At 77.0% G+C, this 11955-nt stretch carries 9 protein-coding genes; 2 read left to right on the forward strand and 7 right to left on the reverse strand.

Annotation, left to right across the window (positions count from 1 at the left end):
• The first annotated feature begins 21 nt into the window (after positions 1–21).
• Positions 22–867, forward strand: a complete 846-nt coding sequence (locus tag AAFN69_RS22635; RefSeq protein ID WP_347730489.1) for a thioesterase family protein — start codon at positions 22–24, stop codon at positions 865–867.
• Between the two features lie 124 nt (positions 868–991).
• The gene (locus AAFN69_RS22640; protein WP_347730490.1) at positions 992–1987 is read left to right on the forward strand and encodes an SRPBCC family protein; all 996 of its coding nucleotides are present in this window, start codon (positions 992–994) and stop codon (positions 1985–1987) included.
• A gap of 1097 nt (positions 1988–3084) precedes the next feature.
• Here AAFN69_RS22640 and AAFN69_RS22645 read toward each other — a convergent pair.
• The 7 genes from AAFN69_RS22645 to amiA all read right to left on the reverse strand — a co-directional run bounded on the left by AAFN69_RS22645 (position 3085) and on the right by amiA (position 11895).
• Entirely contained in the window at positions 3085–4764 is a 1680-nt protein-coding gene (locus AAFN69_RS22645; protein WP_347730491.1) for an ABC transporter ATP-binding protein, read from the reverse strand.
• Positions 4761–6518, reverse strand: coding sequence for an ABC transporter ATP-binding protein (locus AAFN69_RS22650; protein WP_347730493.1), 1758 nt, complete (start codon positions 6516–6518; stop codon positions 4761–4763). The genes AAFN69_RS22645 and AAFN69_RS22650 overlap by 4 nt, the downstream gene beginning before the upstream one ends.
• On the reverse strand, positions 6515–7870 hold the full coding sequence (locus AAFN69_RS22655) for a nitroreductase (RefSeq protein WP_347730494.1): 1356 nt from the start codon (positions 7868–7870) through the stop codon (positions 6515–6517). Before AAFN69_RS22655 ends, AAFN69_RS22650 begins: the two co-directional genes overlap by 4 nt.
• A 14-nt stretch (positions 7871–7884) precedes the next feature.
• Positions 7885–9285 (reverse strand): YcaO-like family protein, encoded by a 1401-nt coding sequence (locus AAFN69_RS22660; RefSeq protein ID WP_347730495.1) that lies wholly within the window; start codon positions 9283–9285, stop codon positions 7885–7887.
• Complete coding sequence (locus AAFN69_RS22665) at positions 9276–10778, reverse strand: CocE/NonD family hydrolase (RefSeq protein ID WP_347730496.1); 1503 nt, start codon at positions 10776–10778, stop codon at positions 9276–9278. The genes AAFN69_RS22660 and AAFN69_RS22665 overlap by 10 nt, the downstream gene beginning before the upstream one ends.
• A complete protein-coding gene (locus AAFN69_RS22670) occupies positions 10775–11677 on the reverse strand; it encodes a hypothetical protein (RefSeq protein WP_347730497.1) in 903 nt (300 codons plus the stop codon). The genes AAFN69_RS22665 and AAFN69_RS22670 overlap by 4 nt, the downstream gene beginning before the upstream one ends.
• An 80-nt stretch (positions 11678–11757) precedes the next feature.
• On the reverse strand, positions 11758–11895 hold the full coding sequence (gene amiA / locus AAFN69_RS22675; protein WP_347730498.1) for a streptamidine family RiPP: 138 nt from the start codon (positions 11893–11895) through the stop codon (positions 11758–11760).
• Positions 11896–11955 lie beyond the last annotated feature (60 nt).

An 11955-nucleotide genomic window follows, 5' to 3' on the forward strand; every position in this document is an offset into this window, starting at 1 on the left:
TGATTGTTGTACGGTGCCGCCATGGCACAGGCAGTTCAGGCATCCATCGGGGACAGCGAATTCGACCGCGACACCGCCGTCACCCCGCGCACACCGGGCGTCTACGACGCGGAACTCTCGGCGGGCTGGACAATCCTCCGCGCCGTCAACGGCGGCTATCTGCTCGCCATCCTCGGCCGCGCGCTCGCCCACGCGCTGCCCCACCCCGACCCGTTCACCGTCTCCGCCCACTACCTCAGCGCGTCCCAGCCGGGCCCCGCGGTGATCCGGACCGAGACCGTGCGCACCGGCCGCACCCTCTCCACCGGCCAGGCATCCCTCTTCCAGTACGCGGAGGACGGCACCGAGACCGAACGCATCCGCGTGCTCGCCACCCACGGCGACCTCGACGCACTCCCCGACGACGTCCGCACCTCCGCCACCCCGCCGCGGATCCCCCCGTACGGGAAATGCCTCGGCCCCGCCGACGGCCCGGCCCCCGACATCGCCGGCAGCTCGGAGATCATGAACCGGCTGGCCATCCGGCTCGACCCCGCCACCGTCGGCTGGGTCGTCGGCGCGCCCTCCGGAAAAGGCGAGATGCGCGGCTGGTTCGCCCTCGCCGACGGCCGGGACGCCGACCCGCTCTCCCTGCTCCTCACCGTGGACGCCCTGCCCCCGACCTCCTTCGACCTCGGCCTCAAGGGCTGGACCCCCACCATCGAACTCACCACCCACATCCGCTCCCGCCCCGCCCCCGGGCCGCTGCGCGTCGCGATCACCACACGCAACCTGGCGGGCGGCTTCCTGGAGGAGGACGCGGAGGTCTGGGACAGCCGGGACCGCCTCGTCGCCCAGTCGCGCCAGCTCGCGAGGGCGCCGCGCTGATCCGGGAGCCGCCCCGGGGTGAAGCGCGGCCCCGGGGTGAAGCGCGGCCCCGGACCGGTGTGCCTTCCCGGGGCCGCGCCGCCGGATGTGGTCGGGTGCGGGATATCCGAGGAGGACCCATCCCATGCCCCACGAACCCGACCCCGCCGGCTCCGGCGACCGCGACGACGATCTGATCGCCCGAAGCGCGGACTTCACCGCGGAACTCGAAACCGCCGCCGACGGCCGCCGCACCGTGCTGCGGATGACCCGCTCCCTCCCGCACCCGCCCGAGCCGATCTGGAACGCCCTCACCCGGCCCGTGCCGCTCTCCCGCTGGTTCCCGACCGGCGTGACGGTCGACCCGCGACCCGGCGGCACGATCCGCTTCGTCTTCCCCGGCGACACCGAACCGGGCATGACCGGCACGGTCACCGACGCCGAGGAGCCCCGGCTCCTCGCCTTCACCTGGGGCGCGGATCATCTGCGCTGGGAGATCACCCCGAGGGGCGGCGGGGGCTCCGACCTCACCCCGCAGGACGGCGGGGGCTCCGACCTCACCCTCACCCACACCTTCGACGACCACGCCGGCGCGGCGAGCCACGCCGCCGGCTGGCAGATCTGCGTCACCGGCCTCGCCCAGCTGCTCGACGGCGAGGAGATCACCGCCGAACGGGACACCCGAGGCGCCCTCCACGAGGCGTACATCGCCCGCTTCCGCCTGAACCAGGGCGTGATCGAGACCACCGGCGACGGGTGGTGCGTCCGCTTCGACCGTCAGCTGATCCGCCCGGCGGAGCGCGTCTGGTCCGAACTGACCGCCGGCACGACCCCCCTCCTGGGCGGCCCCGCCCCGCGCGGCTTCACCACCCCCGTGACCCCCTCCGGCCCGGTGACCGCCCTCCGACCGCCCCTGCTCCTGGCCTACCGCCCGGCGCCCGGCTCCGAGGTCCGCGGGGTTCGCGGGGTTCGCGGGGTCCGCGAGGTTCGCGAGGTTCGCTGGGAGCTCGCGGAGGGGACGGGCCACGGGGCGCGGCTGACACTGACGGAGCGGGGGGAGGCGGGGGAGGACCCGCGGGAGGTGCTGGGGGCTTGGCGGGTACGGATTGATCGCCTGGCGACGGGGTTGCTGGCGGGCTGACGGGGTGCGGGTGCCTCTGGCGGGGTGGCTTGTCCGGGGCTCCGCCCTGGGCCCGGCGCCTCAATCGCCGGCGGGGCTTGGGTGTGCGGGTTGCCCGTTTCCCCGGGCCGGGTGCTTGTTGGTGCGGGTTGGGTGCCGCTCCGGTTCGGTACTGGGGCTGCATGATTTACGGCGCGCGCACCCGGTCTTGTTCTGTTCGCCCGGGTTTGCGCCACAAATCACGCTTGATGCCCCAGTACCGCTCCTGCGCGTCCCCCTTTCCGCGAGTAAGCCCAGTGCGTGATGACCGTGGTCTGTCTGCCCGTGCGTTCCGAGTCGGTTTCACAAGGCGGGGAACCCCGCTCCGGAAGGTCACCCGTGGGTGAGTGGGTGAGGGGCGTCAGAGTGGGCGGGTGCCGCTGGGCGGGCGCTCCCGTACGAGAACAAGCCCGGGTGTGGTGGGGGGCCGCTTATCGGGCGACGTTCGTGGAGGGGGTGTGCAGGGTCGTCCCCGGAAGAGCCGGCGGCAATACCCGGGTACGCGATACAAGGGGGCCGGTTTCCGCCGGCTCTGAGGAGTCGAGCCCGGAGGACCCCCGGGCCGCCATAGGGCAAGGTGTCCCGCCCCGTACCCGCGCCCCGGAGGGGAGGGAACGGAACAGGGCCCCGAGGCACTGCAAGGCGCCGAAGGTGCCTGAAGGCCCGCACCCCCGGCAACCCGAACGACGCGGGGCGAGGACGCGACACCGCCCACGCACCCGCCCGCACCTGCGAACGAGAGCAAGCAAATCAAGCCTCGCCGGCGTTTGAGGCGCCGGGTCCGGGGCGGAGCCCCGGGAAAGCACCCGCACCACTGGCGGTCCGAACAACACAGGCGAGGGCGCGACACCACCCACGCACCGACCCGCACCCGCGAACGAGGGCAAGCAAATTCAGCCTCGCCGGCGTTTGAGGCGCCGGGTCCGGGGCGGAGCCCCGGAAAGGGACCCGCGCCACGGGGAAGGGCGCACAAGATTCGGCCCCGCCGGAGGCAGCCGCCCCGGGAAAGGACCCGCGCCACGGGCAGGGGCGCACAGGACTCCGCCCCGCCGGAGGCAGCCGCCCCGGGGAGGGGGAGGTCAGGCCGGGGGGAGGGCGCGGCCGGCCTCCAGCCGCACCACCCGGTCCGCCCGCCCCACCGTCGCCGGCCGGTGCGCGATGATCAGGGTCGCCCGCCCGCCCGCACCCGTCGCCAGCGCCCGCGCCAGCTCCGCGTCCGACTCCGTGTCGAGCTGCGCGGTCGTCTCGTCGAGGACGAGGACCCGGGGGCCGGTCAGCAGCGCGCGCGCCAGCGCGACCCGGGCGCGCTGGCCGCCCGAGAGCGTCGCGCCGCGTTCCCCGACGGGCGTGTCGTACCCGGCGGGCAGCGCGGACGCGATCCGGTCCACCCCGCAGAGCGCGGCCACGGCCCGCATCCGTTCGTCCGGCGCGTCCGGCGCGGCCAGCCGGAGATTCTCGGCGAGGGTGCCGTGGAAGAGCGGCGCCTCCTGGCCGACCACGGCGACCGCGGCGCGCAGCTCCGGCTCCGTGAGGTCGCGCAGATCGACCGGATCCCCGTCGGCCGGCAGCAGTTCCACGCTCCCCGCGGACGGGTCCCAGAACCGGGCCACCAGATGCGCGCAGGTCGACTTCCCGGCGCCGGATACCCCGGTGAGCGCGACCGTCTCACCGGCGCGCACGGTCAGATCGAGGCCGTCGAGCACCCGCGCGCCGCCGTAGTCGAAGCGGACCCCGCGCAGCCGGATCCCGAGCGGCCCGGGCGGCACCGGGCGCGGAGCGGCGGGTTCCGGCGCGCCGGCGGGGGCGTGGATCGCCGCGCCGACCCGGGTCGCGGCGGATCGCAGCCCGCCGGCCCGCCCGAGCGCGGCGGCCGACGCCGCGACGGGCGCGAGCATGCCCAGGGCCAGCGCCATCGCGGCCGGCGCCCAGGCGCCGTCGAGCCCGCCGGACGCCGCCGCCCGCCCGGTGAGGGCGACGACGCCGGCCACGGAGGCGACGACCAGCAGATCGCGGACCGCGCCCATGCCGGCCTCCCAGGAGTGCTCGGCGCGCTGGGCCGAGCCGAGCCGCCGCCCGAGGTGCCGGAGCCGTTCCCGGCGGTGCTCCAGCCCGTCGAAGGCGAGGAGTTCGGGCAGGCCGTCCACGGTCTCCACCGCCTCCGCGGAGAGTTCGGCGGCGGCGGCCCGGGTGCGGGCCCCGCGCCCGGCGCTGCCCCGCCCGTCGAGCAGCGGGACGGCCGCGAGCAGCCCGGCCGCCGGCACGACCGCGGCGAGGAGCAGGGGTTCGACCGCGGCCAGCACGGCGGCCCCGCCGCCGAAGACCACCCCGGAGGCGGCGAGCTGGGCGATGGCATGGGCGTAGAAGAACTCCAGCTCCTCCACGTCGCCGAGCGCGGTGGCGGCGAGGTCGCCGCTGCGCCGGCCGGCTATCCGGGCCGGCGCGGACCGGGCGAGCCCGTCGAAGACCCGGACCCGCATTTCGGCGAGGACCCGATAGGCGAGATCGTGGGAGAGGTCCATCTCCCGCCAGGTCGCCACCGCCCTGACCAGGACGAGCGCGGCGAGCGCGCCGGCGGTCCACGGCCCGGGGAGGGCCCGCTCGATGACGGCGGTGCCGACCGTGTGCGCGGCGAGGGCGATCAGGGCGACGAGGGCCGCCTGGCCGGCGAGAGCGGCGGCGAAGGTCCGCGCGGTCATGGCGCGGTGCGCGGCGAGGACGGGCAGGAGCGCCCGGAGCGCCCCCTTCTCGACAGTGTTCACGCGGCACTTCCCTCGGGTGTCCGGCGGTCCGCCGGGGTGTCCGTCCCGCCCGCCGCGGCCAGCCGGGCGTAGAGCCCGCCCGAGGCCAGCAGCGAGGCGTGATCGCCGACGGCGTCGACCCGGCCGCCGTCCAGGACGACGATGCGGTCGGCGTCGCGTACCGCGGAGAGCCGGTGGGCGACGATCAGACAGGTGCGCCCGCGCCCGGCGGCGGCGAGCGCCGCGCCGATCCGGGCCTGCCGGTTCTCGTCCACCGCGCTGGTGGCCTCGTCCAGCACCAGGACGGAGGTGTCCGCGAGCAGCGCCCGGGCCAGGGCGAGCCGCTGGCGCTGGCCGCCGGAGAGCGTGGAGCCGCGTTCGCCGATGACGGTCTCGTATCCGTCGGGCAGTGCCCGGATCTCGTCGTGGATCCCGGCGGTGCGGGCGGCCTCGCGCAGTTCCCGGTCGGTCGCGTCCGGCGCGGCCAGCCGCAGATTCTCGGCGACGGTGCCGTGGAAGAGATACGCCTGCTGGGAGACGACGGCGATGGAGCGCCGCAGGGAACCGAGGGCGTACTCCCGGGTGTCGGTGCCGTCCACCAGTACCCGGCCCGTCTCGGGGTCGTGCTGCCGCAGCAGGGTGCCGAGCAGGGTGGACTTGCCCGCGCCCGAAGGGCCGACGACGGCGGTGACCCGGCCGGCCTCGGCGGTGAAGCAGACCCCGCCGACGGCGGGCGCCGTGGCGCCCGGATGACGGAAGACGACGCGGTCGAAACGTATCGCCGGCGCGGCGGCCCAGCGGGCGGCCCGGGTCCCGGTGTCGGGCACGCCGCCCTCGGCGGTCCGCAGCCGGGCGATGCCGTCGGCCGCCGAGACACCGAGATGGCCGGCATGCCATTCCCGGGAGAGGTCGCCCACCGGACGGAAGCACTCGGAGGTGAGCATCAGCAGCAGAAACGTGGCGGTGGTCGCGGACCGGCCCGAGGCGGCGGACCAGCAGGCCACCAGCACGGCGGCGACCGTGCCGCCCTGGACGGCGAGATCGGTGAGGCCGGTGTCGACCAGGGAGACGCGCAGCTTGGCGACGGTGGCCCGGTGCAGCTCGCGGGAGAGCTCCCCGAGCCGGGCCCGGGTGCGTCCGACGGCCCCGGCGGCCCGCAGCACCGGCATGCCCTGGAGCGCCTCCAGATAGTCGGCCGAGAGCGCCTCGTACGCCCCCCAGTGCTGCTGCCCGCGCCGCTCCAGCAGCCGGTCCCACCAGCGGGGGGCGAGTACGGCGACGACCAGCGCGGGGCCGAGCGCGAGTGCGGCCCACGGTTCGAGGAAGGCGATGACGATCAGCAGCAGCGGGGGCACCGCGCAGGTGATGACGGCCTGCGGCAGATAGCGCGAGACATAGGCGTCCACGCCCTCCACCCCGTCGACGAGCGTCGCCCGGACGCCGCCGGCCCGTGTCCCCTCCTTTGTGCCGCCGGTCCGGCCGAGCCGTTCCAGCAGGGTGTCGCGCAGCCGTACGCGGACGGCGGACCCGGCCCGGACGGCGAGTATCCGCTGCCGGTGGGAGAGGACCGCGCGCAGCGCCACCAGGCCGAGGACGCCGCCGAGGAGCACGGGCAGCCGCTGGGTGCCGCCCCGGGCGATGTCGGCCAGGGCGAGGGCGAGCAGTACCGCCTGGGCGAGCTGGGTGAGGGCCACCGTTCCCAGCAGTACGGTCGCGGCGAGCAGCGGCCCGCGCGCGGTGCGGGCGGCCCGCAGCAGTTCGGGGTGGAGCATCATGTGGGCTCGTCGCCTCCTTCGTTGCTTGTGCCGTCGGGTTCGCCGGGGCTCCCGAGCGCGAGTCCGTGCAGGACCCACTCCCGTCCGGCGCCCCGGCCGAGCGCGGCGCCGAGATCGGCCCGCTGCCAGGAGCCGGAGAGCCGTGAACGGAGCCCGAGCGCCGCGGCGGTGACCTGGGCGAAGCCCATGGCGTACCCGGCGGCGAGATGGTCGGTGCGGACGCGTGCGGGCGGGGCGTCGCCGGGGCAGCCGGCGGCGAGCACCACGGCCCCGGCCCCGGCGAGCCACCCCTGTCCGGCGGCCCAGGCCGCGAGCGCGGGCCGCGCGTCCCCGGCGGCGACCCGGCGCAGACCGCCCTCCGCCCGCCGCCACACTCCCGGCCGGGGGCCGCCGGCCGCCGCGTACCAGGACAGGGGTACGGGACAGGCGTCCTCCGCCGCCGCGAGGACGGCGGTCAGTCCGCCGTCGCCGGGCACCCCGGGAAAGTCCGGTGCCGAGCTCCGCCGCGCGAGCAGCACGGCGTCGGAGACCGGGCCGGGCCGGCTGCCCGCCACCCGGTGCCGGCGGGGCCGGGCGAGCGGGCGCGGGGCGCGGGTGAGCGCGGTGAGGATCCGGTGGGCGGCGGCGAGTTCCGGAAGGGCGGCCGGGAGGTGTTCCGGTGCCGCGCCGGAGCCGCCCGGGCGGTGAGTCTCCGCGCCCGGCTGTGCCGTGCCCGTACCGGCTCCGTCCGCCGGACGCCCCCGCGCCCACCGCTCCACCGCGTCCCCGGGACAGTCCGCCGTCAACTCCACCGCCAGCAGCGGATGCTCCTCCGTCCCGGCGCCGAGTCCGGCCGCCGCGGCGAGGAGTCCGCCGTCCGCGTCCGGCGCGCAGGCGTGCGCGCCCGCGAGGGCCAGCGCGGCGGCGGCGTGGCCCGCGTCCAGCAGCAGGAGCGGCCAGGCGCGGTGGCCGTAGTGGGTGACGGTGCGCCGGGGGGTGACGGTGAGCACGGCGAGGATCCCGGGCGGCGCGCCGGCCGGTGCGGGGCCGGTCCGGTGGAGGCGGTGGGTGAGCGGGTCGTAGATGTGGCGGCCGGGCGGCAGCGGACCGCCGGGGCCCGCCAGCAGACGGGCGTTGACCGGGTGCAGCGCGCCCGCCGATGGCACCGGCCGCAGCCGGCCGCCGGACGTGCCGGGCAGGGCGGCCAGCGAGAGCCGCAGCATCCGGTCGAGGCCGGGCGGGAGCGGTACGGCGGGCCCCGGCCGCCCGCCAGGGAAAGCGCGCCCGCGCACCGGCGAAACGGCGGCCGGCGCCTCGCCGGAACGCGCCCGCGCGAGCGCGGCCCGGACCAGCTCCGCGTCATGGCTGCTCATCGTCTTTCCGTCCCTCACATGTGCGGCGGCGGCGCGAGCGTGAAATCGTCCGGCCCGGCCGGGGGAGTGATCCGCCAGCCGCGCGCCAGCGCCGCCTCGGCGAACCGGGGCGCGCCGAGATAGGCGAAGGCGGCGGGGGCGTTCGGGATCAGCCCGGAGACCAGCACCCGGGCCACCCTCAGCTCGGTCTCGGCCACGTCCTCCGTGGTCAGGTCGAAGGTGACGACCCGGTGCCCGCGTCCGGCGAGCCGGGCCTCCAGCGCGGCCCGCCCGCCCTCGCGGGGCGCCCCTGCCTCGCTCACCGGCACGACCCCGAGCGCGGGTTCGGTGAAGCGGCCGGCCAGCGGCGCCATCCGGGGGTCGAGCCAGACCTGGACATGCGCCCCGAGGTCCCGTACCCGCTCGAAGCGCTCGCCGCAGTCGTCCAGGTATCTCCGGTCGGCGCGGTGGTCCAGATAGAGCCCGCGCGCCAGCATGCCGTTCTCGACCGCCTGGAAGACCCAGCCGCCGGGGTCCACGGCGCCCTGGGTGAAGACCCAGGTGTGCACCGCTTCGAGGACGGCCTTGCGCGCCGCCTCGGCCGGGTCGGGGCGGCAGGCGAACCCGGCCGCGTGGATCCCGCGTTCCGGATCGTGGACCAGCGCCGCCATGCAGGGCGCGAACTCGGACGGCATCTCCACGATCCACACATCGAGTCCGCACCCCTCCAGATCGCGGGCGAGGCCCGGCACACTCGCCGGGTCGATGCCGCGCGCGGGGCCGTCGAGATGCCACCAGAGCTCCAGCGCGTCGCGTTCCACGACTTCGAGGAGCCCGCGTTCGATCGCGTCGTCCAGGCCACGGCCGGTGGCTATCCCCGCGTAGTTGAGGTGGTGGGTGCGCGGGAGCGCCCGCCACCCGCCCTGGCGCCAGTTGAGATGGGTGAGGGCGACGGGTGCCCAGCACTCCCGTCCGTCCTCGGTGCCGCGCGTCCAGAGCGCGGGGGTGTCGTCGGTGAGCCGGCGGTAGGGGAAGCCGGGGGAGTCGTACTGCCAGCCGGCGTACTCGGGCAGCTCGCCGGGCCCGTACAGCCGGAGCCCTTCGGCGCGCAGTTCGGCGGCGGTCGCGCGGCGGGGTTCGTCCGGGTGGCCGATGGGCGGCAGCCGGTTGCCGCAGTAGCGTTCGGCGGCCTCCGCGATGGCGGCGATCCGGGCGCCCTCGGGGTCGCCGAAGGTGGTGCCGAGCGAGACGCGGTCGGCGGGCCAGGCGCCGAAGCGGCGGGCGTCGCCGACATCGGCGGTCACGGCGGTGTAGCGGGGTGGTGCCCCGGTGGGGTGCGGTACGGGCGCGACGGCGCGGATCACCCCGCAGACGGGGTCCACCAGCGCGTCGAGGGGCAGCGGGGCGGGCGGTGGCGGCTGGGTGTTCAACGGCATGTCTCCAGAAGGGGATCGACGCCCCGGGCACGGCCCGCGGGCAGCAGCAGAGCGCTCCCGGCGGCCTCGACCCTCCGGCGGGAGGCGATCAGCCGGGTGGCGGTCACCGGGTTCTCGCCGGTGTGGGGCTGGCGGACATGGGCGGGGAAGTGATGGCCCGCGATCTCCACCCGCAGCCGGGTGCCGGCGGGCAGCCGGCGGGCCACCGGCCCGAGCGGCACGGTGAAGGAGGCGGGGGCGCCGGGCGGGTCCGCGCGGCGGACCACGCCGAGGGCGAGCGGGTCGGCGCGGCCGTCCGGGGCGAGGGCCACCACCCGTACCGCCCAGTCGGCGGGGGAGGTGTCCGCGACGGCCGTCAGCCGGGCGGCGGCCCCGCCGTGCAGATCGAGCGGCCGGGGCAGCGGCGGGGTGAGGAGCAGAAAGCGGTCCGGGGGTCCGTCCGCGGGCACGTCGAGCGAGTCGGAGCGCACCGGCCGGGCGGGGTCGGCGGTGAATTCGGCCCCGTGCAGCGGACGCGGTCCGGACGCCGCCCCGAACTCCCACCGCACCTGCGGAAAAGGGGTGTTGGCGTCGCACCACCTCTCGCTGCCGCCGAGCGCGACGGCACCGGCCGGACCGGCCGCGAGCCGGCCGGCCAGCGCGGCATGCGCCCAGCGGACGTACAGCGCACCGAGGTTCAGCCGGTGTCCCGGCCGGGCCTCGGGGCCGGGGGCGGCGGTCAGCCCGTGCCCCCAGGGCCCGATCAGCAGCCGGGCGGGCCCGCCCCAGGCGCGCCAGAGCCGGTGGGTGTCGTCCGCGAAGGGGTCCCGGGTGCCGCCGACCGCGAGCAGCGGTACCGCGCCCCGCTCGGCGCGGGCCATCAGGGGGCCGGGGCGCCGGGTGTCCCAGAGGCCCGGCCAGGAGGGCAGTGCACGTCCCAGCCGGGCGGGCAGCGCGGTCACGGGCACCCCGTCGAGGAGTCCGGGGTCGGCGGCGAGCGCCCGGCCGAGCGCGCCGGGGTCGGAGTCGGGCCGGTCGCCGTGCTCGGCCCACCAGCCCGCCCGCGCCAGCAGCCGTTCCGGTCCGTGCGGTTCACGGGCGGTCTCGGCCGCCCCGAGCGCCGGTACGGCCGCGATGACCGCGTCGGGCCGGCCGGGTCCGGCGGGGAGCAGGGCGGTGGCGAGGGCGCAGTGGGCGGCGTACGAGCCGCCCGCGGCGATCACCCGTCCGTCGCTCCACTCCTGCGCGCGGATCCAGCGGAGCGCGGCGGCCCCGTCGCCGGCCTCGCTCCGGTACGGGTGCCAGTCGCCGCCGGAGCCGTGCCGTCCGCGTACGTCCTGGACGACGGCGGCGAATCCGCGCGCCGCCCAGGCCCGCGCCTCGGCCCGGTGACCGGCGCGTCCGTACGGGGTGCGGACGAGCACGGCGGGACAGGGCCGGTGCGCGGGCCCGGGCAGGTGTACGCCGGTGGCGAGCCGGACCCCGTCGTCCATCCGCACCAAGGCGTCGGTCATGTGTCGTTCCCCGGTGCGGGGTCCGGCGGTACGGGGAGCAGCGGGGCCACCTCCGGCACCGGCAGTACGGGGCGTTCGGTCACCGAGAGGTCGCGCAGATCGATCTCCCGCAGCCGGCGCCGTACGGGCAGCGGACCGCGCCCGGTCCCGCCGGCGGCCCAGGCGAGCAGATCGGCGGTCAGCAGCGCGGCGATCAGCGCCGCCGCCGCGCCGGTGACGGGCGGTCCGGTGTCCGGGGTGCCGCCGCCGTCCCAGCTGGCGGAGAGTTCGGGGTGGGCCGGAGTCACCGCGAGCCGGCGCAGCCGGACATGGGCGGAGGTGACATCGCCGGCCCGGTCGGCGAGGGGTTCCAGCCGGACCAGGGCGCCCTCGCGGTGGCAGCGCAGCCAGGCGACGCCGTGGCGCGGGAGCCGGTCGGCCTCGTCCCAGAGCCCCGGCGGCACCGGGGAGCCCAGACACCAGACCACGGCGGCGGGGCCGGCCGGCCGGGGGCCGTTCCCCCGGCTCAGAGCGGCGATCCCGGCCGCCTCGGCGGCTCGCGCGGTGCCGCCCTCCGTCCGCACGAAACGCTCCAGCGGTCCGGTCAGGGCCGGGTCGCCGAGGAGCAGTACGGTGCGCCCGGCGAGCCGCCCGGGACGGACGGCGGGTACGGGTTCCGCGTAACCGGCCTTCTCGAAGGCGGCGGTCAGCCGGGCGGTGTCCGCCCCGCCGCCCGCCGGCCGGGCGGTGTCCGTGCCGCCGCCGGCCTCCCGCCCCGACAGCAGGGCCATCAGCGCCCCGGGGTCGGTGTCCCCGGTGTCGACCCTCAGGAACTCCCCGCCGGCGGTGCGGACGGCGAGTCCCCGGCCGGGCACGGCGACGAGGACGACGCCGGGGGCGAGTTGCGGTGTACCGGCCACAGAGCTGTCTCCTGAAGGAAGGAAGGAAGATGGGGACGGGCCCGTCCGGGTGAGCTCCGGACGGGCCCGCTGTGCGGGAACTACTGGTCGCCGTCGGTTCCGGCCGCCGTGTCCGCGTCGTCGAAGGGGTTCTCGACGAGGGCGTTGGAGTGGGTGGCGGAGTTGTGGGCCAGCTGACCCAGGTCACCGATCGGCTTGAACACCGTTTCCTGCTCCATGAGTTGAGCCTCCATTCGCTGAAAACATCTCGGGAAACGCCTCCGGGAACACCGGAGGCG

The organism is Streptomyces sp. CAU 1734, from assembly GCF_039888735.1.
In the GTDB taxonomy this organism is placed as follows: domain Bacteria; phylum Actinomycetota; class Actinomycetes; order Streptomycetales; family Streptomycetaceae; genus Streptomyces.

What these genes read in the sequence shown, in the direction of transcription:
- AAFN69_RS22635 (WP_347730489.1), top strand. Translation starts at nt 22, where the DNA reads ATGGCACAGGCAGTTCAGGCATCCATCGGGGACAGCGAATTCGACCGC.
- AAFN69_RS22640 (WP_347730490.1), top strand. Translation starts at nt 992, where the DNA reads ATGCCCCACGAACCCGACCCCGCCGGCTCCGGCGACCGCGACGACGAT.
- AAFN69_RS22650 (WP_347730493.1), bottom strand. Translation starts at nt 6,518, where the DNA reads ATGATGCTCCACCCCGAACTGCTGCGGGCCGCCCGCACCGCGCGCGGG.
- AAFN69_RS22655 (WP_347730494.1), bottom strand. Translation starts at nt 7,870, where the DNA reads ATGAGCAGCCATGACGCGGAGCTGGTCCGGGCCGCGCTCGCGCGGGCG.
- AAFN69_RS22660 (WP_347730495.1), bottom strand. Translation starts at nt 9,285, where the DNA reads ATGCCGTTGAACACCCAGCCGCCACCGCCCGCCCCGCTGCCCCTCGAC.
- AAFN69_RS22665 (WP_347730496.1), bottom strand. Translation starts at nt 10,778, where the DNA reads ATGACCGACGCCTTGGTGCGGATGGACGACGGGGTCCGGCTCGCCACC.
- amiA (WP_347730498.1), bottom strand. Translation starts at nt 11,895, where the DNA reads ATGGAGCAGGAAACGGTGTTCAAGCCGATCGGTGACCTGGGTCAGCTG.